26 protein-coding genes are annotated in these 25252 nt (G+C 42.3%); 14 read left to right on the plus strand and 12 right to left on the minus strand.

Annotated elements, in window-relative coordinates:
- Nucleotides 1-30: 30 nt before the first annotated feature.
- From I2B62_RS19200 to murC, 4 genes are all read right to left on the minus strand, one after another.
- Nucleotides 31-1368: a patatin-like phospholipase family protein gene (locus I2B62_RS19200; RefSeq protein ID WP_195270645.1), complete on the minus strand. Its 1338-nt coding sequence runs from the start codon at nt 1366-1368 to the stop codon at nt 31-33.
- 19 nt (nt 1369-1387) lie between these two features.
- Nucleotides 1388-2260 (minus strand): DUF4190 domain-containing protein, encoded by an 873-nt coding sequence (locus I2B62_RS19205; RefSeq protein WP_195270646.1) that lies wholly within the window; start codon nt 2258-2260, stop codon nt 1388-1390.
- Between the two features lie 110 nt (nt 2261-2370).
- Entirely contained in the window at nt 2371-2862 is a 492-nt protein-coding gene (locus tag I2B62_RS19210) for a hypothetical protein (protein WP_195270647.1), read from the minus strand.
- Between the two features lie 99 nt (nt 2863-2961).
- Nucleotides 2962-4377, minus strand: a complete 1416-nt coding sequence (murC, locus tag I2B62_RS19215) for a UDP-N-acetylmuramate--L-alanine ligase (protein WP_195270648.1) — start codon at nt 4375-4377, stop codon at nt 2962-2964.
- A gap of 178 nt (nt 4378-4555) precedes the next feature.
- On the opposite strand from murC, the gene purR reads away from it, so the two are divergent.
- The 13 genes from purR (at nt 4556) to I2B62_RS19280 (ending at nt 19390) form a co-directional block, all read left to right on the plus strand.
- Nucleotides 4556-5359 (plus strand): pur operon repressor, encoded by an 804-nt coding sequence (gene purR / locus I2B62_RS19220; protein ID WP_195270649.1) that lies wholly within the window; start codon nt 4556-4558, stop codon nt 5357-5359.
- A 136-nt stretch (nt 5360-5495) separates the two neighbouring features.
- Nucleotides 5496-5822: a septation regulator SpoVG gene (gene spoVG / locus I2B62_RS19225; RefSeq protein ID WP_013382058.1), complete on the plus strand. Its 327-nt coding sequence runs from the start codon at nt 5496-5498 to the stop codon at nt 5820-5822.
- A gap of 206 nt (nt 5823-6028) precedes the next feature.
- Nucleotides 6029-7411 (plus strand): bifunctional UDP-N-acetylglucosamine diphosphorylase/glucosamine-1-phosphate N-acetyltransferase GlmU, encoded by a 1383-nt coding sequence (glmU, locus tag I2B62_RS19230; protein ID WP_195270650.1) that lies wholly within the window; start codon nt 6029-6031, stop codon nt 7409-7411.
- A 30-nt stretch (nt 7412-7441) separates the two neighbouring features.
- Nucleotides 7442-8401: a ribose-phosphate pyrophosphokinase gene (locus tag I2B62_RS19235; protein ID WP_195270651.1), complete on the plus strand. Its 960-nt coding sequence runs from the start codon at nt 7442-7444 to the stop codon at nt 8399-8401.
- A gap of 6 nt (nt 8402-8407) precedes the next feature.
- Nucleotides 8408-9019, plus strand: coding sequence for an aminoacyl-tRNA hydrolase (pth, locus tag I2B62_RS19240; RefSeq protein ID WP_195270652.1), 612 nt, complete (start codon nt 8408-8410; stop codon nt 9017-9019).
- Between the two features lie 60 nt (nt 9020-9079).
- Nucleotides 9080-12505, plus strand: coding sequence for a transcription-repair coupling factor (mfd, locus tag I2B62_RS19245; RefSeq protein WP_195270653.1), 3426 nt, complete (start codon nt 9080-9082; stop codon nt 12503-12505).
- Nucleotides 12506-12568: 63 nt separating this feature from the next.
- A complete protein-coding gene (locus I2B62_RS19250) occupies nt 12569-14062 on the plus strand; it encodes a peptidyl-prolyl cis-trans isomerase (RefSeq protein WP_195270654.1) in 1494 nt (497 codons plus the stop codon).
- A gap of 101 nt (nt 14063-14163) precedes the next feature.
- The gene (locus tag I2B62_RS19255) at nt 14164-15774 is read left to right on the plus strand and encodes a polysaccharide biosynthesis protein (RefSeq protein WP_195270655.1); all 1611 of its coding nucleotides are present in this window, start codon (nt 14164-14166) and stop codon (nt 15772-15774) included.
- A gap of 14 nt (nt 15775-15788) precedes the next feature.
- A complete protein-coding gene (gene mazG / locus I2B62_RS19260; RefSeq protein WP_195270656.1) occupies nt 15789-17246 on the plus strand; it encodes a nucleoside triphosphate pyrophosphohydrolase in 1458 nt (485 codons plus the stop codon).
- Nucleotides 17247-17355: 109 nt separating this feature from the next.
- On the plus strand, nt 17356-17631 hold the full coding sequence (locus tag I2B62_RS19265) for an HU family DNA-binding protein (RefSeq protein WP_013382050.1): 276 nt from the start codon (nt 17356-17358) through the stop codon (nt 17629-17631).
- A gap of 58 nt (nt 17632-17689) precedes the next feature.
- On the plus strand, nt 17690-17929 hold the full coding sequence (locus I2B62_RS19270) for an RNA-binding S4 domain-containing protein (RefSeq protein ID WP_058693580.1): 240 nt from the start codon (nt 17690-17692) through the stop codon (nt 17927-17929).
- 88 nt (nt 17930-18017) lie between these two features.
- On the plus strand, nt 18018-18440 hold the full coding sequence (locus I2B62_RS19275) for a septum formation initiator family protein (RefSeq protein ID WP_195270657.1): 423 nt from the start codon (nt 18018-18020) through the stop codon (nt 18438-18440).
- Nucleotides 18437-19390, plus strand: coding sequence for a Ppx/GppA phosphatase family protein (locus tag I2B62_RS19280; RefSeq protein ID WP_195270658.1), 954 nt, complete (start codon nt 18437-18439; stop codon nt 19388-19390). Before I2B62_RS19275 ends, I2B62_RS19280 begins: the two co-directional genes overlap by 4 nt.
- Before the next feature lie 39 nt (nt 19391-19429).
- On the opposite strand, the gene I2B62_RS19285 is transcribed toward I2B62_RS19280, so the two are convergent.
- From I2B62_RS19285 to I2B62_RS19305, 5 genes are all read right to left on the minus strand, one after another.
- On the minus strand, nt 19430-20461 hold the full coding sequence (locus tag I2B62_RS19285) for an IS30 family transposase (protein WP_195270659.1): 1032 nt from the start codon (nt 20459-20461) through the stop codon (nt 19430-19432).
- Between the two features lie 12 nt (nt 20462-20473).
- A complete protein-coding gene (locus tag I2B62_RS19290) occupies nt 20474-21235 on the minus strand; it encodes a hypothetical protein (protein WP_195270660.1) in 762 nt (253 codons plus the stop codon).
- A gap of 173 nt (nt 21236-21408) precedes the next feature.
- Nucleotides 21409-22227: a zonular occludens toxin domain-containing protein gene (locus tag I2B62_RS19295; RefSeq protein WP_195270661.1), complete on the minus strand. Its 819-nt coding sequence runs from the start codon at nt 22225-22227 to the stop codon at nt 21409-21411.
- Nucleotides 22228-22313: 86 nt separating this feature from the next.
- The gene (locus I2B62_RS19300; protein ID WP_195270662.1) at nt 22314-22571 is read right to left on the minus strand and encodes a hypothetical protein; all 258 of its coding nucleotides are present in this window, start codon (nt 22569-22571) and stop codon (nt 22314-22316) included.
- A 10-nt stretch (nt 22572-22581) separates the two neighbouring features.
- Nucleotides 22582-24000, minus strand: coding sequence for a hypothetical protein (locus I2B62_RS19305; RefSeq protein WP_195270663.1), 1419 nt, complete (start codon nt 23998-24000; stop codon nt 22582-22584).
- A gap of 55 nt (nt 24001-24055) precedes the next feature.
- On the opposite strand from I2B62_RS19305, the gene I2B62_RS19310 reads away from it, so the two are divergent.
- Nucleotides 24056-24265, plus strand: coding sequence for a hypothetical protein (locus tag I2B62_RS19310; protein ID WP_118519102.1), 210 nt, complete (start codon nt 24056-24058; stop codon nt 24263-24265).
- Nucleotides 24266-24339: 74 nt separating this feature from the next.
- Here I2B62_RS19310 and I2B62_RS19315 read toward each other — a convergent pair whose 3' ends face one another.
- The 3 genes from I2B62_RS19315 to I2B62_RS19325 form a co-directional block, all read right to left on the minus strand.
- Nucleotides 24340-24519 (minus strand): hypothetical protein, encoded by a 180-nt coding sequence (locus I2B62_RS19315; protein ID WP_195270664.1) that lies wholly within the window; start codon nt 24517-24519, stop codon nt 24340-24342.
- Between the two features lie 26 nt (nt 24520-24545).
- Entirely contained in the window at nt 24546-24704 is a 159-nt protein-coding gene (locus I2B62_RS19320; RefSeq protein ID WP_195270665.1) for a hypothetical protein, read from the minus strand.
- 244 nt (nt 24705-24948) lie between these two features.
- Nucleotides 24949-25221 (minus strand): hypothetical protein, encoded by a 273-nt coding sequence (locus tag I2B62_RS19325; protein WP_195270666.1) that lies wholly within the window; start codon nt 25219-25221, stop codon nt 24949-24951.
- Nucleotides 25222-25252: the final 31 nt, after the last annotated feature.

Below are 25252 nucleotides of genomic sequence, written 5' to 3' on the forward strand. Positions count from 1 at the left end.
GCCGCTGCACGCAAACTGCGCAGCGGCTTTTTAATTTGGTGTTTTTATCATCTGGTGAATGTAAATCAGTAGTAAAATTGAAAGCACAAACTCAGGGGTGAACTTTTTAATTAAAGCATTTAAACGAAAAAGAGGCATGTCCTGCCTTGCACCTACAAACAAAACATAAAAAGTGATAAAATCAAGAATAGTTGTTGGCTTATAATCGATAGGACAATCTTTAAAGGCGTCTTTAATGGTGCCCTCTTTTTTTATCAATGATAGATTCGCTTTGGTCAAAGCATTCAAGGCATTGAGTAAGACTGGCAGAAATTGATCCATGGTGTAGTATTCCATCCTTTTTACACCAAGGGATTTTCCGGCAATTTCTAATAATATCATCAGAAGCGGTTCATCCTCTGGATAGTTAGTAGTTCGAATGATGGCGTTGATGGCGGCCAGAATTGACGGCTTATCCGAGTCAACAGGAATGCTGAGCAGATGCGCTACTTTTTCGCGGGAGATTTTATCCTGAAGCGGTGTTCCGATAAAATGGTCAAGCCGGTCATAAAGCTTTCGCTGACGGCTCATATCAAAATAGTAGAATTTTCCTTTTGCGGCTTTAAGTGTTTTTAGACAGTCGAGGTGTCCCATTGTAATATTGTTTAAAATCGTTTTTTGATCAAATTCAAGTGTCATGCCAAGATATTCGGAGTTATTGATGACCTTGAGGTTGATATCCTTATTTTTGATTTTTTGTTTAACACCAAGAGCAGGGAATTCGACTGAGATAATATCGTTATAGCCGTTTTCAGCCATAAAATTGATGGGGACATTGTCATAAAAGCCACCGTCAAGATAGGTGGTGCCGTCGATTTCCTGTTTCTGAAAAACAGGAAAGGCGGCGCTGGCAAGTAAGTAGTCAAGCAATTTTCCTTCAGGAATATCCTCGATCATCATTTTAATGGGGGAGAGTGTATTCAGGCGTACGGTTACAAGCCCCAGGCGTACCGGCGACTTGCGAATAGCCTCCTCCGATATAAGCTTTTGAAGATTTTCGCGCAGCGGTGTTATATCAAAGCCGCCATGAAATAAATCATTCAAAAAAGACAATCTGAAAAAGTCAAAACTGGTTTTAGACCATTGCTCAACATATTTATTGGTCATGCGTGTGTTAAGGTTGAGGACCTGGTTAATGGTCAGGTTTGACCAGAAGTCAAGTGCCTTGTCAAAGTCGTTTTGGGCGATAACAGCGGCGTTTAAAGCACCTACAGAGGTTCCGATAACACAGGGGGTTTGGATATCCATCTCGCGAAGCGCCTGCCATACGCCAATCTCAAAGGCACCTTTTGTTCCGCCGCCGCTAAGGACTAAACCATATTCTTTCATTTAAGTTCTCCTATATTAACTATAAAAAAGGGTATCGGGTGGTATTGGTATACAGGCTGTCCGTAATCCGGTTGATCAGGCTGTGTCCCTGAAAAACAGCCAGCCCGATGAAGGGAAGGACAAAGATCATGACAATACCAAGCGCGCCAAAAATAATGCCCAGAATGGCAAATGAGGCGGATAAATTCTCCTTTTTTAATTCCTGATAAGACAGAATACCAAAAATAATGGCACAAACGCCGATCCAAAAGCCCCCGCCGGCGAAGCTGGAGAGCATGGAAAGAATACCAAGGCAAAATGACAGGATCGCCCGAGGGTTTTGAGAACAGGGTTTTGTCCGTGGCAGATCCGTAAAATTTGGAGTCTTATCTCTTAAAGAAAACCAGAAAAACGGAATGGTCACTGGAAAAATAATACTCAGCACCAAATAGAGCGTTGCGTTTTTAGGATTATAGATGCGGTAAAGCCAATAATAAGCAGCATATTCGTAAATAGCTGCCAGTATGCAGGCTACAAACAGGAAAATCCACCCAACAAAGGGAATCTGTGTCATTGTATTGCCTAGAAGTGTTGTTGCGCCAGATAAAAGGGGCAATATAATAGCAGCATATGGAATATGCAGCGAACCGATAGATACCTGATCGTTAATCAAAGCGCCTAATAAGTATTGATTTGCCATGGGAATCCAAGCGACCCATGGATAGCGCAGATTTCTTTTTTTGGCAAGTGTGTAGAGGCTTATCCCTTTAAAAATATAGGTAATGATGGCAAAAATACATGCAAATATAATGATACAGACACAAATTACAAGAATAATGCCGATGAAAGCCCCAAGGACATCATAATTGTAAAAAGAATCCCCGAAGTCGTAATAATCGTAATAGTAATCCATTGGCGAACCTCCTTTAAATAGTTATTAAGTTTATTGTAATGTATTTTAAAGATGAATGCAAAAAATAATGTGAATACCCAGAGGATTTCCACTGAGGTATTCACATTTTTTTAAGAAAAGCTATACTCATAGGGTTCCCTGTTGCGGATAACGAAGGGGAAAACAGAAAGCATAAACGGGAAAATGATACTGAGTACAAGAAAAAGTACTGCAGAATCTGAATAATATAATTTATATAACCGGTAATAAGCGGCATAGTTGTATACGGCTATCGCGATTCCGATAATCCAGCCCAAAAAAGGAATTGCGATTAAAGCGCCGCTGCAAACAGATGCAACGGGTAGAATCACCTGGGCATATGGAATTTTAAGCGAGCTGATTGTTACCTTTTCACCGATAATTTCGCCTAATATAAAAAGTTTCACGACTGGAATCCAGGCCAGCCAGGGATACTCGATGTTTTTGTTCAAAGCCATCGTATAAAGTCCAAAGCTGGAAAATATATACAATGCAACTGGAATAAGACAGATTAATAAAACGGCAAGAATGCCGAGGCCGGCAACAAAAGCCATTAAACTGGCAACGAGTGAAGTTTCAAGCATTGTTCAACACCTCCTTTGTTAACCGTATCATTGTATCCTATCTGAAATAAAAACACAAAGGATGAGTTGTCAAATTTTTGTATCATTTTTTCGAATTATCTACGCATATTTTTCTTTTAATGCATCGACCAGCATATAAGCCACTTTATTGATGGTCTGGGAGCCCGCTACAAGCACTAAATCATCGGATTCCAGATTATCCGTTAAGTATTTTACAATGGTTTTAAACTCAGACATAACAATGGTTGGAATATGATATTTTTCCTTAATGCGTTTTGCCAAATCCTCAGAATAGATATCCCATTCATTTCCTTCACGGTCAGAATAGATATCGTTAAGAATGATAAAGTCTGCTTTGGCAAAGGCATCTACAAATTCATCAAAAAGATAATAGGTTCTTGAATAGGTATGAGGCTGGAAAATAACCCACAAATTATTATGGGCATGATTTAAACACGCGTCAATAACGACCTTTAATTCTGTTGGATGGTGGGCGTAGTCTTCATACACATTAATGCCCTTCACCTCGCCCCGGAATTCAAAGCGTCTTTTGGCACCATGAAAATTATCAAGGGTTTTTTGAACGGTAGCCTCATCAATTCCTAAAAATTCACTGCAGGCAATACAGGACAAAGCGTTTAAAACATTGTGTTCGCCAGGAATTTTCATGTCAAAATGGCCATAAAATTTATTGTGATGGTATGCGTCAAAAGAAGCGTTTCCCATATTATCGTATTGAATATTGCGGGCGGTCCAGTCATTTTTTTCTGCGAAACCATAGGTGGTAACCGGACAGCGGAGGTTTTCTACCGTATCCAGCACATCCTGAGAATCGCCGTAGGCAATCATGAGGCCGTCTGGCGGAAGAATCGCACCAAATTTGCGGAAAGATTCTTTGATTTGAGGAAGTCCCTCTGTAAAATAATCAAGATGATCCTCCTCAATATTTGTAATGATACCAATATAATGAGAGGTTTTTAAAAAGGAATCCACATATTCGCAGGATTCAATGACGAAATAATCGCTGTCGCCCAAACAGGCATTACCGCCAATTTCAGGCAATTTTCCACCGATGCTGACGCTCGGATCAAAATCGGCGTAATGGAGTAAGGCGGCGATCATGGAAGAGGTGGTCGTTTTTCCATGTGTACCGGCAACGCCGATGGTTTTGTCAAAAGCCAGAGACATCAACCCAAGATAATCCGAACGTTCGACTATTGGCAAGCCGAGATCTTTGGCGCGGACCATATCGGGGTTATCCTCATGAATTGCCGCTGAGTAGACGACCATATCGGCATCTTCTGGAATGTTGTTGTAATCATGACCGATATGAATTTTGACATCGCGTTCCTTTAACTTTCCGGTATAGGAGGACTCAACCATATCGGAGCCTTCCACTTTAAAGCCCTGGTCCAGGGCCATCCCTGCCAGTCCGCTCATGCTGCTGCCTCCAATACCGATAAAAAATATTTTTTCGATTGGACGATTGAATTTCTTTTTTAGTATTTCTTTCAATTTGTTTGCTCCTTATAGTTCTCATGGACTACAAGAATTATATCACAGCTATTTATTAAGATAAAGTCCCATCATTAAGGAATTTTATTAAGGAATGACGAAAAAGACTTGCACTTTTTCTAAATATGAATAAAATTATAAATAGACTAAAAAATGTTCGGGTTTTATAGGTGAATAAATGAAAAAGAATGAACGTGTTTGTGCAATTACAAAAATATTGACAGACAACCCCAATAAAGTGCTGACCTATAATTATTTCAGTCAGCTTTTTGATGCATCTAAAACAAGTGTCTGTGAGGATGTTGCCATTGTGAAAAGCGCCTTGGAAATGATGAAAATGGGGAGAATCGAAACAGTGTCAGGCGCCGCGGGCGGTGTTAAATATCTTCCGGTGGTGTCTGAGGAAGAAGAAAGAACAATCCTGTCAGAGATAGCGGAAAGACTCATGGAACCTGAACGTAAAATTCAGGGAGGGTTCCTTTACTACAGCGATATCCTCTCAAGTCCATATTATGCACAGCGGCTTGGGAAAATTATCGCGGGAAAATATTTTGAGCAGGATGTAGAGTATGTCGTGACAACAGAGACGAAAGGAATCTCAGTAGCCCTCGAGAGTGCGCGCTTTTTGAATGTGCCGATGACAGTTATCAGAAGATCAAATAAGGTGACCGAAGGAACCACAACGAGTATGAATTATGTTTCTGGCTCGACGAATAAGATTAATACCATGTATTTGAGCCGAAGGGTCAACCTTGAAGGCAAAAAAGTATTGATTATTGACGATTTTATGAAAGGCGGAGGAACCGCCAAGGGAATGATGAATTTAATGGAAGAAGTCGGCGCTGTCATTATCGGGCCTTGTGTCATTTTTGTGACAGAAGAGCCGGACAACAAGCTTGTTGATCATTACTTACCGCTCCTGCGTATGCGGACCGCGTTAAATGACAAGGAAAAAACGCTTGTAGAGTTGACCATGAAATAATGTCCATAAAATGGTGATAGAATACAAAATAATCGGGTAAGTTTTTGTTTTAATTTTGTCTAAAATATGGTACTATAATGTAAAGGTATAGTAAGATGTGATTTTATTTACTACAATCGAAGGGGAGGCTTACATTATGGTAATTACAGACGTAAGAGTAAGAAAAATTTATCCAACAGGGAAAATGAGAGGAATCGTGTCGGTTACGTTTGACGATGAATTTGTCGTGCATGATATCAAAGTAATCGAAGGACAGAATGGTTATTTCATTGCAATGCCTAGTAGAAAAACACCGGACGGAGATTTTAAAGACATCTGTCACCCGATCACCTCCAGTACCCGCAAGGAAATGCAAGGAATCGTTTTGGAAGCCTATGAAAAAGCAGTACTGGAAAAAGCAGAAGAGACTGAACCTGAAGAAATTGATCTCGAAGTAGATTTTGAAGATGATTCAGAAGAATAAGGGCTTCTATGATCATTTTAGTACAAATAGAAAAGTAAGAAATTGAGAGGAGGGAACATGGTTCCCTCTTTTGACGTTTACAAAAGTAAATTAGCTGTAGACATTTATAATGATAAAGGGTATTATTTTTCATGGTAAAGAGTCCCTTTATATGAATGTTAATATAAAATTCAAGTTTTAAACTGGAATATTGGAGAATTAAGAAAATGAAATCAACCAAAACAGTGATTTTGGCTGCCGGACATGGTACGCGTATGGTTTCTGAAAAACCAAAGGTGCTCCATGAAGTCGGCGGAAAAACGATGCTGGATTATGTTATTTCTGCCAGTAAGGCCGCTGGTGCGGATGACATTGCCGTAATTGTGGGATATAAAGCAGATGTTGTGAGAGCTGCTCTTCCTGAAAATCTTACGGCGATTGAACAGAAGGAGCAGCTTGGCACTGGCCACGCCGTTCTTCAGGCATTACCGTTTTTTGAGAATTTTGAGGGTAATGTGCTTGTTTTAGTCGGCGATGCGCCTTTAGTTCGTAAGGAAACACTGGAAGAACTTGTAAAAGCCCACGAAGAAGGCGGTTTTTCCGCGACGGTATTAACCGCTGTTTTTGACGATCCAACGGGTTATGGAAGAATTGTCAAAGAGGGCGAGGAACTGATAAAAATCGTAGAGCACAAGGATGCGACACAGGAAGAACGCAGTATAAAAGAGATTAATTCCGGAATGTACTGCTTTGATGCCCAGGCGTTAAAGACAGCATTGCAGGCCATTAACTCGGATAATGTTCAGGGTGAATATTATTTGACCGATACCATTGAAATTTTAAGGGGAATGGGGAAAAAGGTAGGTTCTTACCCGACTCCGGATGTTGATGATATCGCAGCGGTTAATTCAAAGGTCCAGCTGGCTGAAATTGGGAAAATCATGCGCCGCCGCATTAACACTTCATTGATGGAGGCAGGTGCAATCCTGATCGACCCTGAAAATACATACCTGAGTGCAGAGACAAAGGTAGGAAAAGACACCGTTGTTTATCCTGGCGTTATCACAGAAGGCAGGGTGATTATTGGTGAAAACTGTATTATCGGGCATAACAGCCGTATTGTCAATTCGACTATCGCAGATGGAGTGGATGTTCAGATTTCAACCATATTGGACAGCTTTGTCGATGAAAATACACATGTGGGTCCATATGCTTATCTGCGTCCAAACAGCCATATTGGAAAAAATGTCAAGGTTGGCGATTTTGTAGAGGTTAAGAACGCTGTTATGAAGGATGGTGCGAAGGCATCTCATTTAACCTATATCGGCGATGCTGAGGTTGGAAAAAATGTTAATTTAGGCTGTGGCACGGTTTTTGTCAATTATGATGGTACCCATAAATATCGCACGGTTGTTGAGGATAATTGTTTTATCGGCTGCAACAGTAATCTGGTTTCACCGGTAACGGTAAAAGAGGGCTCTTATGTCGCAGCAGGCTCAACCATTACGGATGATGTACCGGAAGATACCTTAGCTGTTGCGCGTGCGCGTCAGGTAAATAAAGAGGGGTATGCCCTTCAGATGAATCAAATTAAAAAAATCAGTAAATAAATTTAAATAAAATATGAGGTGCAAAAAAAGATGGATGGAAAATTTGGCGGAATTAAGATCATTGCGGGTAATTCCAACAGAAAATTAGCTGAGGATATCGCAGATTATTTAGAAGTACAGCTTTGCAACGCAGACATTCTTCATTTCAGTGATGGGGAAATTGGTCTTAATGTCTTTGAATCTGTTCGTGGAGCAGATGTTTACGTTATCCAGTCAACAGGGAATCCTTGTAATGATAACCTGATGGAGCTGCTGATTATCATTGATGCGATGCGCCGTGCTTCAGCAGGCCGTATCAATGCCGTTATTCCTTATTATGGTTATGCGAGACAGGACCGTAAAGCAAAATCCAGAGATCCGATTACAGCTAAGCTGGTGGCTAACCTGATCACAACGGCTGGCGCGGACCGCGTTATTACAATGGATCTTCATTCCAATCAAATTCAGGGGTTCTTTGATATTCCTCTGGATCACTTATCCGGCGGCGGCTTAATTGCTGAATATTTTAAAAATCTTCGTCTGGACGACATGGTGGTTGTGTCACCAGATGCAGGGAGTGTTAAGCGTTCCAGAAAATTAGCGAGAACGCTGGAATGTCCTTTTGCAATTATTGACAAGCAGCGTCCAAGACCAAATGTTACTGAAGTCATGAATGTTATTGGTAATGTTGAAGGAAAGAACTGTATTCTGATTGATGACATGATCGATACTGCGGGAACCATTACCACAGGGGCGGATGCTTTGATGAAACTGGGAGCAAAATCAGTACGGGCAGCCTGTACGCATGGTGTTTTTTCCGGGCCGGCCATTGAAAGAATCCAGAATTCAGCCATTGAAGAGCTGATTACGCTGGACACTCTCGTGGTTCCGGAAGAAAAACGGATTGACAAAATAAAAATCCTTTCCACTGGAACGCTGTTTGGCCGCGCCATTGACTATGTTCATTTCGGCCGTTCTCTCAGTAAATTATTTTCAGAAAGATATGTCTAAGCTTCCATGTATTTGATAATAGGGCTTGGTAATCCAGGCAGAGAGTATGCCTTAACACGCCATAATATTGGATTTGAGGCGGTTGACTATATTGCCGGTCAAAAGAATGTCCAGATTACAAAAGATGAACACGAAGGATTAACAGGCATTTATTTTGAAAATGGTAAAAAAGTAATGCTGGTTAAGCCCATGACCTATATGAACAACAGCGGCCTCTGTGTGGAGGAACTGGTTTCCTACTACGATGTACCGCTGGAAAACACGCTGGTTATTTACGATGATATTGACCTTGATCCGGGTAAAATCAGAATACGGAAAAAGGGAAGTGCCGGGACACATAATGGCATGCGTTCGATTATCTACCAGCTTCAAGATCAAAATTTTCCACGAATCCGAATCGGAATCGGAAAAAAACCACCTCAGTGGGATTTGGCAAATTATGTTCTCAGTAAATTTACATCAGATGAAACGGAAGTTATGCGTGAAGCAGTAAAAAAAGCAGCGGAAGCGGTGGAATTCTTTATAAATGAGGATATCGATTTTGCCATGAACCGCTTAAACAGGAAAGAAAAAGCCGAGAAAGCAGAAAAACAAGGTTCTGAGGATCAGAATCAGTAAAATAAATAAGTACAAAGCCCGGGTCACTCGATCCGGGCTAGTGCTGTATAAGGAGAGGAAATGGATCGACTGTTTAATGACTTAAAAGGAACGCCTAAAATTGAAAAAATATTTGAAGCCATTGAAGAATCCATAGGGGTTAATCTCTCAAATGTCAAGACTGGCCTTAAAGGCTTTTTAACGCTTTTGACCTATGAACATTTTGATACGAATGTTTTGTTTATCACCCATTCTGACAGAGATGCTCAAAAAAAGGCTGAAATTTTGAGGAAATTCAGAGATACCACCGATGTGCTGTATTACCCCCTGGAGCCGGTTCATGACTATTTTTCAGATGCCCATAGCCAGGATATTGCCCATCAGCGTATGACGGTAATCGAAAAGCTGTTTTCAGGTGGAAAGTATATTATCGTTGCGTCAATTGACAGTATTTTAAAAAAGATGGTTCCCAGGGAAGCGATGGAAAAACTGTTTTTTTCGATTAATAACGGTGATACCTTTGATTTGGAAGCATTGGCCATAAGACTTGTGAATCTGGGTTATGAAAGAGTTTATCAGGTAGAGTCGAAGGGACAGTTTGCACTGCGCGGTGGGATTTTAGATATCTATAACGTAACCTCTGATGATGGGGTCCGCATTGAATTTTTTGATGACGAAGTAGACTCAATGCGTCTTTTTGATGTCGACAGTCAGCTGTCCTATGATCAGATAGAAAATGTTCGTATCGCTCCTGCAAAAGAAATCGTTTTGTCTGAGGAAGAACGGCAGAAGATTTTTAAGATGATCCACAAAAAATATGACGGAAACGAGCTCTATATGGAGCTTGTCGAAAAGCTGGAGCAGGAAGGCGCCCAATATGACGAAACCCTGTTTACCTTTATTAAGGAAAATGACTCCTTTATGGATTATGTTGGGAAAAATATTGTTATCTGGGATGAATATACGCGGATCAAAGAAACCTATGATATTTTTATAAAGAAAACATGGCTGGATTATGAGTCCCTCATAACGCAGGGATACATTTTGCCCGAGGAAAAAAATAAGTTTTTTACTTTCCATCATATCGAAAAAAGCCTTGAAGGCTGTCCTGCGGTTAAAGAGTATCTTTTTAACAGCAGAGCAAAAAAGGGAATGAATTTGGATATGAACTCCCGCGACCTTGAAAGCCTTGCGGGGCAGTTTCCCTTATTCTTGGACTTTTTAAACCGTCGTATTACGCTGGGATACCGGATTCATATCTGCTGTAAAACCGAGAAGACACGTGAAACCGTCAAGCAATATCTGGTAGACCAGGAGGTCTTTAATTTTGTTGAGAATGAGGGGCCCGGTATACAGCTTTCTGTCGGAGAAATTTCCGAAGGCTTTGAAATGGAGGACGAGAAGGTTGTCTACATTAATGAGTCTGAGATATTCAAAGAAAAACGAACTTCCCAGAGAAAGAAAAAGCACAAGGGAAGAAAGATTGATTCCTTTGCCGAACTGCATGTAGGGGACTATGTTGTTCACGATGTGCATGGTATTGGGATATACCGCGGAATTGAGCAGCTGACAATTGACAATGTAACCAAAGACCTGATGGTGATTGAATATGCTGGGGATGCCAGGCTTTACATACCAGTAGAGCAGATGGACTCTGTTCAGGTTTATATCGGTACAGGCGGCGATAAAAAGCCAAAGGTTAATCAGATGGGAAATCCCGACTGGCAGAAGGCAAAAAACAAAGCCCAGAAAGCAGTCGAAGATATGGCCGACGAGCTCATCGCCCTGTATGCCAAACGGCGTTCGATGAAGGGCTACGCCTACAGCCCGGATACATCCTGGCAAAAAGAGTTTGAGGATGATTTTCCCTATGTCGAAACAGAGGACCAGCTGCGCTGCGTCGAAGAGATTAAATCGGATATGGAATCGGAAATACCCATGGACCGTCTTCTGTGCGGTGATGTTGGGTATGGAAAGACAGAGGTAGCCCTGCGGGCAGCTTTCAAAGCTGTTATGGAAGGAAAACAAGTGGCAATGCTGGTGCCCACAACGATTTTGGCACAACAGCATTACAATACCGTTCTAGATCGTTTTCGAAAATATCCTATCAGTGTAGAAGTGATCAGCCGTTTCAGAACCTCTGGACAGCAAAAGAAAATTTTAGGAGATCTGGCGCTTGGTAAGCTGGACATGATCATCGGCACACACCGCCTTTTATCCCAGGATGTTCATTTTAAAGACCTTGGTCTGCTTATTATCGATGAAGAGCAGCGTTTTGGAGTAAGGTCTAAGGAAAAAATTAAGCAGCTAAAACAGAATGTCGATGTTCTGACCTTAAGTGCAACCCCGATCCCGCGTACACTGCATATGTCGATGACCGGCGTGCGTGATATGAGTGTCATTGAAGAGCCACCAGAAGGCAGAAGGCCGGTACAAACCTATGTTATGGCTTATAACCCGCTGATTGTTCAGGATGCCATCAACCGCGAACTTGGCCGCGGAGGACAGGTTTATTATGTTCATAACCGTGTTCACGATATCCATGAGGTTGCCATTGACGTACAGTCTCTTGTGCCAGATGCGAGAATTGTAGTGGCACACGGCCGGATGAGCGGCAGTGAGCTGGAAGATATTATGGTAGATTTCTTAAACCATGATTTTGATATATTAGTGACAACCACCATCGTTGAGTCAGGATTAGACGTTAAAAACGCCAATACCATGATCATTGATGAGGGAGATCATTTTGGCCTTTCTCAGCTTTACCAGCTGAGAGGCCGTGTCGGAAGATCCGACGTTCAGGCCTATACCTATGTTACCCATAAAAAGGAAATTCTGACGGAAATTGCCCAAAAGCGTTTAAAAGCCATCAAGGATTTTACGGCCTTTGGATCAGGTTTTAAGGTAGCCATGCGCGATCTTGAAATCCGTGGGGCAGGTAATATTTTGGGAGCAGAGCAGTCGGGACATTTATTTAAAATCGGTTATGAGCTGTACTGCCGTATTTTGGAAGAGGCTATCAGTAAACGCATGGACGGCGTGGAAGTTGAGACAGAAGAGCCAATTCGGATCAATCTGGATATTGACGGCTATATTCCTGAGCGCTATATCAGCAGTGAAGAGCTGAAATATGATATTTACAAAAAGCTGACATTTATTAAGACGCTTGAGGATTATGATGATTTCGAAGAAGAGCTTCTTGACCGCTTTGGGGATATACCAAATGGTGTCTATAATCTGATGTCCATTGCGATGATAAAAAATATGGCCTCAGTCATTGGAATTAAGGAAATTAAGCAGAAGGGACAGTTCATCTATCTGACCTTTAGCGAAAAAAAGGAAGTCTTTGTGCCGGATGCCGAGAAAATGCCGGAATTAATACGGAAATACAAAGTGAAATTTAAAGCGGGAAAAGCAGAAGAAGCCTGCTGGAGCTTTAATTTATCATCGGTTAAGGATAAAGATATTTTAAAAGAAATTATTTCATTTTTTGAGGATTTAAAATAATTAAGATGTCATTAAGATAAAATATGTTAAAATATAAAAATCACAATTTTTAAGGAGAGCAAAATGCAGAAAAACAAGATCAGGGGTGTCGTATTGGCTTTAGCGGTCACGCTGGGGATTACAACACTGACAACCGGTTGTTCACTGGTTTCCGTCAATCCAGAAAAGGATAACCAGCAGGTTATTGCGGAGATCGACGGTCAATCTATGACAAAAGAGTCTTTTAACAACTATATGGCCTATTATGATCTGTATTACACGGCCAACGGGAGCTCGATGCCAACAGGGTCTGAACTGACTGAATTCAAAAAAGATTTACTGGACAGCCTGGTTCAGGTTGGGGCAATGACGGCTCAGGCCAAAAAGGACAACCTTACAGTCGATGAGGCAGCTGCTGAAAGCCAGGCTCAGACAGCGCTGGACAGCTTGAAAACATCAGCAGGAAATAAATATGACAGCATCCTGTCTAAATACAATACCAATAATGATTCCTTCACACAATTTATGAAAACCTTCATGGTTGACAACAGCTATGCCAGCGAATGCTATTCCAAGCATACGGATTATTTAAAAGAGCATCCTGAGGAAGAACTGGATCAGGTGGTTGGAAAAATCAACGATGAAGAAATTAAGCGTGGAATTTATAATTATTATTATATCAATGAAGAAATCACCTCTTATTATTCGGGTGGACAGGGGTTGCAGACAGATGATGCGAGTGTGAAAGAAACAAATGAATCAATTTTTAATTCAATCGCTCAAAACAAAGCCCTGATTAAGTACTGTGAAGATAATAATATTGAAATAAAACAGGAAGAAATCGATAATGCGCTTCAGACTAAACAATCTATTCAAAATATGATGTTTCAGACAGATGATGAGCTGAATCAGTATCTTGAAAGCTACTTCCTCACAAAAGAAAAATACGACGAATACCAAAAGGAAGACGCTAAAGGGACTGCGGCGGGTCAGGCCATCCAGGCAAAAGTGACAGAAGATGTCAAAGTCAGTGACACGGATTTGCGTAAATACTATAAAGAGCATAAAGATTCTTATGATGAAAGTACAGTTTCGGCAGAGCATATTCTGACAGAAGATGAAGCTCTGGCAAATGAAATTTACGAGAAAGCCAAAGATGCAAAGACAAAAGAGGATTTTGAAAAAATAATGAACGAATACAAATCCAATGAAAAAGTAAAAGAAGCAACGGATTTGGGTTCCTTCAATAAAGAAAAAATGGTTAGCGAATTTTCTGATGCAGCTTTTGGTATGGAAAAAAACAGTGTCAGCAAACCTGTAAAAACAGAGTACGGTTACCATGTTATCTATGTTTATGATAAAAACGACGCCGGTGAAGCGAGTTTTGAAGATAAAAAGGATGAAATAACAGCGTCTGTAAAAGAGGAAAAAGGTACTGAAGATTATAACAAACTCAAGGAAGACTTGCTGAAAAAAGAAAAAATTGATATCTATGATATTAAAACCACGCTCGAAACCTACATGGATCAGTTAAAATCGGAATTAAATATTCAGATTTATGACAAGAAAGTCCAATAGTTCTCATGAGTCAAAGGCTTGCTGTAAGGCAGGCCTTTTAATTTGCGTATCCACTGCAAAAAAGTTATAATGATACTTATTTCGTTGAAAGAGGTTTTCAAGTGAGTAAAAAAGCGAGTAGTTATCTAAAAGGAGCGACAATTCTGGCAGTAGCCGGGATTCTTTCGCGTCTTCTTGGGTTATTCTACAAGGTGCCGGTATATAACCTTGTCGGAAGCTATGGTAATGGCATATACAGCAATGTCACAAATGTTTATAATCTGTTGCTGATGGTTTCAACGGTGGGGCTGCCAGTGGCAATTTCCAAAATGATCTCTGAAAATATTGCAATTAAGGATTACCTGGCAGCGCATAATGTCTTTAAGGTTTCGTTTTGGACACTGCTGATTATGGGCGGCCTTTCCACTGCCTTTCTTTTTCTGGGGGCGGATTGGCTGATAACTGTTGCGAACTGGCCGGGTGAAAGCTTTCCAGCCATTATGGCCATTGCGATGGCGCCGCTTATTATAGCGATTTGCTCATCCTTCCGAGGTTTTTTCCAGGGCTTTCAAATCATGAATCCAACAGCCATCTCTCAGATTATTGAGCAGATTGTTCGGGTGGGTCTGGGCGTTTTTTTGTGCTGGTATTTCATTTCCAGTGGAATGGGTGTTGGAATGGGCGTCGGCGGCGCCGTTTTTGGAGCAACTGCCGGTGGCCTGTTTGCGATGCTTTTTCTCTGGTTCTTATACTGGGCTTTCACAGCCGCCAATAAAAAAACATTAAAGCAGACAAGCCGGCCGGTACCGCTTACAAATAAACAGATATTCAAGCGCCTTGTGATCATCGCGGTCCCGGTTACGCTGACATCCGCCATTGTCTCGCTGTTTTCGATGATTGACTCAATGATCTATATCCCGAGACTGGCGCTCGCAGGGGTTGACGCCCATACCGCAACGACCATGATCGGCGATTTTGCCAATGCGGATACGCTGATTAATATACCGCTCGTTATCAGTGGAACCCTTGCGGTTGCCATGATACCGGCGATTTCGGAATCCTTTGCCCTCCGTGATAAAAAGGCAATGGGGCATAAAATTGATGTTGCCATCCGTCTGGTTATTATGGTAGCTTTACCTTGCTGTATTGGCCTTTCTGTGCTCTCACAGGGAATTTTTGATATTCTTTTTCAAGGCTCACCTTATGGACCCGAAATTTTAAAATATTACTCGTACGCGACTATTTTTATGATGCTTTCAAACACATTTCAAAGCATTCTCCAGGCCATAGACCGCTTCAGAGTACCATTGATCAATCTTGCTATTGCGATTGTAATCCGTTTTGTAACAGGATGGATCTGTCTGGCAGTGCCTGCGTTTAACATCTATGGGATTGTTATCAGCAGTATGATTACTTTTGTTTATTTAACGATATCTAATTATATCTGCGTCAAGCGTTTTACCGGGTTCCAGATGGATGCGAAGCAAACGCTTTTTAAACCATTGGTTTCAGCCATTCTGATGGGGCTTGCTACCTGGGGTGTTTACGCATTGGTAAGCATGCTCGCAGGCAATTTTATCGCAGTCGTGACAGCGGTGGTGGTTGCCGTTGCTGTGTATTTTTTCCTGATGATTTTGATTGGTGGAATCACAGAAGAAGAAATGGCTATTCTGCCAGCACAGAAGATTATCGAACCGGTTTACAGGAAAATCAGAGGGATTTTATATCGCTAGAATAGAGGAAAGCTATGTCACAGATAAGTATTGTAGGTTTAGGGCCCGGTGCCTTGGGCCAGCTAACAGTAGAAACACTGGAATTACTCCAGAACGACAGTAAAAATTATTTCAGAACAGCCGTCCACCCCGTAGTCAAAGAGCTGGAGAAACGTGGGATAATGTACGTCAGTTTTGATACATTGTATAAAAGCTGTGAGTGTTTTGAGGACGTTTATGAAAAGATCGCAGAAGAACTTATCCAGAAAGCACAGACTGGAGAAACGCTGGTTTATGCGGTTCCTGGCAACCCGCTGTTTGGGGAACAGAGTGTCGTCAATTTAATGCATAAATGCCAGGAAAAGAAGATAAGCTACCAGATTTATTCGGGGGTGAGCTTTGTTGATGTTTCCATGACAGCATTAAAGGAAGACCCCGTAAATGGTCTGAAGATTATTGACGCCTTTGAAATTAACAAACAAATTCCGGACAAGGCAATGGGGAATCTGGTCACTCAGGTTTTCAACCGTCATATGGCATCAGAAATTAAGCTTTTCCTGTTGGATTACTATCCAGATGATTATCCGGTTGTTTTGCTCATCAACGCCGGAATTCCGGGACAAGAGATCATTAAAGAGGTTCCATTGTGTGAGATGGACTGGACTGATGAGATCAACCATTTAACCACGCTCTATATCCCGCCGGATAAAAAGGGCATGAGAAGCTATCAAAAGCTGCTTGAAATTATGGAGATCCTCAGAAGTCCGGAGGGCTGCCCCTGGGACAGAAAGCAAACACATGAGAGCCTTAAAGCATATCTGCTGGAGGAAACCTATGAAGTGATGGATGCTATTGAGACAGAGGATACAGAAAATCTGATAGAGGAACTGGGAGATCTGCTTTTTCAGATTATTTTTCATGCACAGCTTGGCAGAGAAGAAGGACTTTTCACAATTAATGATGTTCTGGAAGAAATCAATCAAAAGATGGTACGCCGGCACCCTCATGTGTTTATGACTCCCGAGGAGATTTCATCCGAAGAGGTGGTGACCAATTGGGATGAAATCAAAAAAACAGAGAAGCAGACACAAACGATCTCCGATGAAATGGCGCGAATTCCCAAAGAATTTACTGCGTTAATGGAGGCCTGTAAGGTTCAATCCAAAGCGGCCAAAGTTGGGTTCGATTTGGAAAACCCATTGGATGCATTAGAGAAGGTTGCGGAGGAAGAAAAAGAAGTAAGAGCGGAAATTATAAATGAATGCCCGGATAAACTAGAAGAAGAACTGGGGGATTTGCTGTTTGCGGTTGTCAATGTTGCCCGCCTGGCAAAAATTCAGCCTGAGACTGCACTGCGTAAAGCGACACAAAAGTTTATCATGCGTTTTAAAGAAATGGAAAAAATTACCCTAAATGAACAAAAAAGTATGCTTGATTACGACCTTGATGGTCTTGAGCAGCTGTGGCAACTGGTAAAATCCTTAAAAAACTAAGGTTTTTAGCTAAAAATACAGAAAATGCTTGTATTTTTTAGCGAAACGTGATTATAATAATAATCATAAAAATTAAAACATAAAGATCACACTTTACGGAGGGATAAGAATGAACAAATCAGAATTAATTGCCGCTATGGCAGAAAAATCGGGATTATCTAAAAAGGACTCAGAAAAAGCTTTAGGTGCTTTTATGGATACCGTTGTTGACGCCTTAAAGGACGGCGACAAAGTTGCTCTGGTAGGTTTCGGTACTTTTGATGTTCGTGAAAGAGCTGCTAGAACCGGTTTAAATCCAAGAACCAAAGAACCAATTGAAATTGCTGCTTCAAAAGCTCCAGCATTTAAAGCAGGAAAAGCATTTAAAGACGAATTAAACAAATAATCAAGGGAGGGCCGGAGCAGTATTGCTTCGGCCCTTTTGATTTTAGAAAGGAAATTCAATGCGAGTTGATAAATTTTTGAAAAATGCCCGTTTAATCAAACGCCGTACCGTGGGAAAAGCGGCATGTGATGGAGGGCGGATTACGATTAATGGAAAAGAGGCAAAGCCTGGGAGCCGTTTGAAGGTTGGCGATATTCTCACCATAGCATACGGCGATGGCGAACAGAAAATTGAGGTTTTAGAGCTTTTAGAACATGCCCCTAAGGATAAAGCCACAGAAATGTACCGGGAACTTTAGATTAAGAATTGACTGGGTTTTATCGTTTATAATAGCTGAATGAAGTAGATTATGTTACAATAAATAAAAAAACAGGTGGTGAAAAACAGTGGCGGAAAAGAAAAAAAAAGATCTGCGCAGGCGCTTCAAGCCTAAAATGGGGACGATTATTGTGACCCTTGTGCTTTTAATCTTTGTGGGCACACTGTTTGGAACAAATGCCATGAAAATTCATCAGCTTAATGCCCAAAAAGTAGATATTCAGTCCAAGCTTGACGAGGCAAAGAAGAAAAGCGAACAATTGGACGAAGACATTAAACAAATCGGAACAAAAAATTATATCGAACTCATTGCACGAAAATACCTGGGCCTTTATTATCCGGATGAAAAGATTGTAGTGCCCGTAGAAGGTAAAGATAATAACGGACAGAGTAACAGTGAGCAGCCGGCAGAACAGCCGACACCAACAGCAGACGAAGGTGGTCAGGATAGTTCCAATAGCGATGAGCAACAAAGTGAGGAAAACGAATGAGTGAATCAAGTGTACCAAAACAACCTAAAATCAATCGAGCGGTGATTGATATCGGAACAAATTCAACGAGAATGCTGATATTTAGAAAAGATAAAAAAGGACAGCTGTTTCGCGTTAATAAATCGGTCCGGTATACCCGGATGGGCCAGGGCGTTAATAAGACCAAACGCCTTCATCCGGATGCGATCAAGCGAAATATTGAAGCCTTAGAGGAGTATAAGAGCATCGCTGAGGATTACGAAGTAAGGGAAATGTTTATTTTTGGTACAAGTGCGCTCCGAGATGCTGAAAATTCTTCAGAATTTATTGATTTAGCCGCACAAAAGCTTGGGATGAAGGTTGAGGTTATTTCAGGTGAAAAAGAGGCGGAATATGGCTTTATCGGCGTATCACAATGCTTTGATGAGGGCTTGCTGATCTTTGATATTGGTGGAGGCAGTACCGAATTGATTTATGGACAGGGCCGAAATCTCTTAAGAATGAAAAGTCTGGATATTGGAAGCGTTCGTTCCACAGAAACTTTTATTGAGAATGATCCGCCCAATGCAGATGAGCTGAATCAGTTAAATCAAAATGCAATCGAAGCCCTTGAGAATGCCCTTGCTGATTACGAAGCTTATAAACCTTATAAGTTGATCGGTATTGGCGGAACAGCCACAACGGTATCCACGATTAAACAAAAACTGAAAATTTATGACAGTGAGCAGGTGCATCAGAGTGTTGTCACCAAAGCGGAGCTTGAATCGATCATCATGGATCTGGCTTCAAAAACGATTGATGAGCGCCGTCAGATTGTCGGTCTGGAGGCGAAGCGCGCGGATATTATCATTGCGGGTACCAGTATCCTAGACAATATTTTGAAAGCGACCAAAATGGACTCATTTGTTGTTTGTGATTATGATAATCTGGAAGGCGCAGCCTACAGCCGTTTTTTCATGAATGAAAAATAAATGTGAATGTCAAGAAAAAATGTCCAAAAAGTTAAAAACTTAAGACAAATTCTGAATAAACATACCGAAAAGCTCCGCAGAAGTGCGATAACCGAGAATTTTACGCGGATAATTATTAATCCAGGATTCAACCCGTTTGATGAACTGTTCACTTAAGGAAGCGATATTTACACCTTTTTTCACAAAGCGGCGAACCATGCCGTTGACGTTTTCGTTGCTGCCGCGTTCGCTTGAGCGGTAAGGATGACAGTAATAAGCTGTTGTCCTTTTTTTCTTGGTATAGATGGAGGTCTCAATGGTGTCCTGATCGATGAATTCGGAGCCATTGTCCATGGTGATACTTTTGAAAATTTTCTTGAACTGGTAACGGTATTTCCGTTCCAGGCTGTCCAATACTTCCTTTACACAGGCCTGGGAAACAAAGGGCAGTTTAAAGACAAGGGTATCCCGGGAAGTTCTTTCAATGATGGTAAGGAGCCCTGTTTTCTGTCCACGGGCAGATTTAATACAGTCCATCTCCCAATGCCCCCATTCAAGGCGTGTTTCAACTTTGTCAGGACGTTCATCAATCCGGCGGTTCCCCAAGCCTTTCCTTGATTTTACTTCATTCTCTGTTTTGTGTTTGTTGGTCATGCCTTTACGGTGCAGATCGTTTATGGTTAAACGCGGAAAACGGCCTTGTTTGATGTAGTTATAGAGTGTACCGGTACAGATGGTGGTTTTGAACTTTTTCCCTTCAAAGCGGGCACGACCTAAAGCGACATCGGGAGACCAGCGTTCATTGATAATCTTGTTTTCAATGTACTCAATGAAATCTGGATCATCAGCCAGCTTGCATTTACGGCCTTTTCGTTTGGAAGCTTCATCGGCCAGTGTCTGGGCATAATCGGGACAGTAACACGAATATTCAACCAATTTGGTATTGTAAAGCATGATGGTGCCACGCTTAATCTCACGCCGTACGGTCCGCTCGGACATACCGATCACATCAGCAATGTCCTGGGTGTTTAACTCCAGCTTAAGGCATGTTTCAATCTGTTTGCGCTGATCCAGTGTCATATAAGCAGCCATGTCAAAACCTCCTCATAAATCCAATTCCAGATAGTAATCTTTAAAAAAATCGTATTGATCCACAAACTGTTGGGAGCACCACGCCCCTTCAAAGTCCAAACTGAAATCAACGGCTTTTGTGAGCTTGCCCTTTGAAACGACCTCGGCTTTGTTTAAACCGGTCGAGCAATAATACAAATTGGCATCCAGGTCGGTAACTGATCGGGCTAAATCCTTTGTAATATACTTTGTGATATAAAGGGCGGTCCGGGTATTATCCCGAATAGCGCCCAGAGAACAGAAGCCAAACTTTTTTTGATAGGGCGCCCAGTTCAGATAGCCCTTTTCGGAAAGGGAGCGCACCGGGTGCGGTTCCAGATCATCCCAGGGAAGCTCGGACAACAAACCGTGCATGTGCCAGTTTTTACCATCGGCATGCAATTCAGGAATGAACAGGTATTTCACATCAAAAGCCGGATCTTGTTTTCGATACTTTTTTCGGTAATCCCGTATCCACTGGGAAAGGTCTTTCTGAAAAAGGGACAGGTTATCCCGCTGGTACTTTGCTTTATCCAGGGTAAGGGTCACGAACCATGTCCAGTCATTACACAAAGCCTTTTCAAGGACGGTGTTTTTAGCCCGCTGTACATTGTTTTTAAGCTTTTTTTGATTGGCCTTGCCCTTGGGGGTATATTTCCGAATACTCCGCCCATAGGTCACTTCCTTGGTGATGGTCAGCTTGTAGTAATCCGCCATCTTTTTGACCTGCACTGCGTTGTATATTTTGTATTCCATTGTATCCCTTTCGGTACAATCCCCGGAATGTGATACTTATGTCAAGTAGAAGGCCTCCGGCCTTCTCGTTCCGGGGGCATGCTGCAGTCATATTTTTTCGCCTTCGGCGGGCACCCTCTTAGGCCAGGAAAGGATAAACCTTCCCTGGTCAGAGGGTGTTTATGGGGAGGCGGTCATTCATTCTCCAGCTGGAAGAACCGGTCGACCTTACCTTCCAAGGTTTCCTCGGGGTGCGGGCGGCGGTCAGCAGCGGGGCCCCGCTGGCGCACCCCTTCCGCTGATCCGTCGTCCGCTGCCCAATGGAGCCGGGACGGCCTGGGAGAACGGCGCTTTTGCGGGCGTCTTTCCTCTGGTGCTATCTCAGCAGCCAGAATAGCTTGTTTACGAGCCTTTGGCACTGCCGCAACACCCGACTGAGTAAAGTCATAAAACGTATCATAGAGATCACCTACCTTTTTGGAATACAGAAAAAATTCATGGTCGTTCTTTTCCCGGATGGTCACGTTCCGTTCGACCGCCACAAAGAGCGGAAAGGGCAAAACGGACCAGAGGGAGAAGTTATTGAGTTTACGATGCACGACTTCGATTTCGCACAAATCCCGAATCTGACGGTCAATCTGGCGCATATTCTGGGTAATGAGCACCACCTCAAAGCCGTACTTCCGATGCTGGGCAAAGAAAGAGCAGAAGGGGAGCCGGTCTTTGACGGAGAACTCCCGGCAGTTGAACTTGACGCTGGCTTCATCCAGCATGATCAGGGTCTGGTTCTCCCGCTCTTCGTCGTGGAACAATCGGGCGAAGCTGCGGAGAAAGTCCACGGTCAAATCCTGATTTTCGATATAAAAATAGCGGCCATTCATGTGCTTGATCTGGGAAACCTTAATGGGAAAGTTGGCGATTACGTTCTTTCCGGCTTTCAGGTAGGCCAGGATCAGGCGGATACTGTGCAGGCTCTTGCCGCTTCCGGGAACACCGGTATAACATTTAATCATATTTTTTACCTCTTTTGTGTGTGCTGCGGCGCTGATCCAGGGAGATCAACCCCGAAAAACACGAAAATTCAAGTTTAACGCTTATATTAGTCGATGACCTTAAAGACCCGCAGCAGAATGGAGATCACGTACCAGACGAGCATGGCAGCCCCCCAGACGGCCAGGGTTTCAACCACCAGCGTGAAGGGGAAGCACCAGTTCATATAGCCGACAATCTCTGCTGGCAGGGAAAGATTCAGGCTTGCGAAGGGATCTTCGGGCAAAAGGTCGGTAACAGAAGTTACAACGGACGCAATGAGTCTGATAAAAAAGTTAAGGATGATGATAAAGAAATCGGCAATCAACGAAAACACCTCAATTCCGAATGAAATTCTTTGATATAAAAGCCAGGCCGATCAGAAAACCGATATAGAGTGCGGTTTTCACAATGGCGGCGGCTCCGTCCCATGCTTCAAGCTTGATATCCCAGACAATGGGATCGCCGGGGACACCGACTTTTGAAAGGTCAAAGGTCATGTGGAATTCGGGACGCCGGGGCTCAGCCTGCAGGAGGCCATAAAGCTTCACGATATCGCCGGGCAGGGAGAAGGGAAACTTTTTGCTAAAGTCGGTCCCCATGTTCTGGAGTGGCGCAGCGTCGATGGTTTGGGTTGGAAAAAGGGCCCCTTTCACAAAGGTTAAAAGCCCATCGAAGAAATCACCGATGCGTTTTACCCAGTCGGTGCCGTCATATTCGGGCGTGGTGGGTGTTGGTGTGGGGCTGGGTGTTGGATCGGGAGTATCCGTGGGTTCCTGATCTGAGGTGACATCCTGGTAACCGTCAAGATCGGGCGGGTCATCCGTTACGGGGTTATAGTTGTCGGGCAGCTGCGGGAGCTCATCGTCGGTCGGATCAATGACGAGGTTTTCGGATTCGCCGTTGATGTAGGTGTTGTAGTTGTTAATCACGGATGGTGGAAGGCGGGTTGGGAGCTTAATTTTATTGACAGTTTTGGCGGTGATGTCCGGAACATGCGTATTTTGTCCCCAAAAAAGCTTCATCCAAAGTTTATAATTCGGAGATCCAATGGTACGATCCGATTCAAAAGCTGTTTTAATATAACCGTCTTTGACCCAATAACCATAAAGATCATAAGAAGATGTACTAGAAGTGGAGCCATAAGGATAATAAAGGAAAGCAGGCGATATATTTACATCCTTATCCACAAAATCTGATACTTTTCCAACGGTGTATATTTCCTCGGTTGCCGTTTTAGAAAGAAGTTTTAATACGGGGTTTTTAGGGCCATATCCATTACTACTAAGTTTCCAAGTAATATAACCTCCTTCTGTGTAACGCCAGATTATTTCTCCATCTCGAAGCGTTTCGGGGGGCTTGGATGGGTATAGTACATCAATCACCGCCTTGCTGATGGCGTAAATCGCTTTTCCGCTGTACTTGCTCCAGTCAATGTCTTTGCCGGACAGCAGGTCGTTGCTGAGGTTTTCGAGGATGCCGAGCTGTTTGTTGTATTCGGTGGGGTCGGGGAAGGCGGACTGTAGGTTGGCAGTGGCTTGTTCGTTTAATTCGTTTAGTTTTTCTGCTGGGACTACGGCGTCTCGAGCATAACCAGCTGCAATCATACCAGCAATAAGTGTTATGGCAATACCACCCAAAAGAACAGGATTCGCATATACTTTCTTTGGTTGACAAAAGGGAGATATAGCTATATAAATACATAATAGCACAGCTATTAGTTTTAAATATATATTTTTATTTATCTTCATTTCCATATTGAAACCCTTTCAGTAAATAAGATATAATAAAAGAACAAATAGGAGGTGTACCATGAAACTAATAGCTTTATTGTTAATGTTTGCAGTTGTTGCGGTTTATTGGCTAACATATTTACAACAAAAAGGAAAAGTACACATAACTTTTCTAGAGAAAATAAATAGAGTCATTAGCCAAAAAAAGCTATATGAGTATAGTTTCTATGGATTCCTGTTATTAGTTTTCTTTACATTCGTAGCAATTTTTAATTCAATTCCTAAATAAACAAAAACCTGTCTGCCAACCCAATGAGGAAGGCCGACAGGCTTTTTTAAAAGGGAAAAGATGTCAATTGTCTGTTATTTCACAGACTTGTTTAACAGGCGTTTTCCGACCGTAAAGGCCAGAATACCAATGGAAACCACAACACCGGCGGTCAGGACCGGAACCAACATACCCGCCATCTGTCCGGATGCACTCACAAACAGTCCTTGAATCAGATCAATGGTACTTGGCAGTTCCTCGATTGTTACAGGCATAGTAAAACTCCTTTCTTGAAATCAGACTACTTCACAGACTTGTTCAGCAGCCGTTTACCAACAGTGAATGCTAAAATACCAATCGATACAATGACACCCGCTGTAAAAATCGGAACCATCATGCCCGCGATATCTGAAGCAGCACCTGTGAAAATGGTCTGGATACTTGTAACCGCACCTTCCATAACAACACTCCTTTCATTTACTTTATTGAAGTTTTAAACGCGACCCAGGCGGATCGCAGAGAAAAACTGAACAACCAAACGCCAATGCCAAAAGAAAACCCCAGCAGCGCATACTGGAAAAACAGTTGAAAATCTTCAAGCATCAATGGATTCGACTCCATTCTACCGCCACGATTAAAGCAAGGATTAATCCGAAGAGCATCCCGGCCAAGGCGATTTCCTGAACTAAGAGGTTACCCATGGCTTAAGCCTGCTTTGTTTCTTTGGGAATAATGTTAACGATCCGGCCTTTAATGTCGGTGACGATGTCCACGTGTTTGTTGACAACGGAATCCAACTTAAAGGGCAGCTTCTTAACCAGGGAACGCTGGAGAAACTTTCCGTCAGCAATACAGCCCTGGAGGTTCTCGTTCAGCATATCCTCATAGACAAAGTAAATCTTGACCCCGTCGATATGGGCCTTTGTCTTTTCGTCCGTAAAATCAATGTCGTTAATTCCTACAATCAAGTAATCCATAATTCAATCTCCTTTTTTATTTTTAATTAAA

It is taken from the genome of Eubacterium sp. 1001713B170207_170306_E7 (assembly GCF_015547515.1).
Taxonomy (GTDB): Bacteria; Bacillota; Clostridia; order Eubacteriales; family Eubacteriaceae; genus Eubacterium.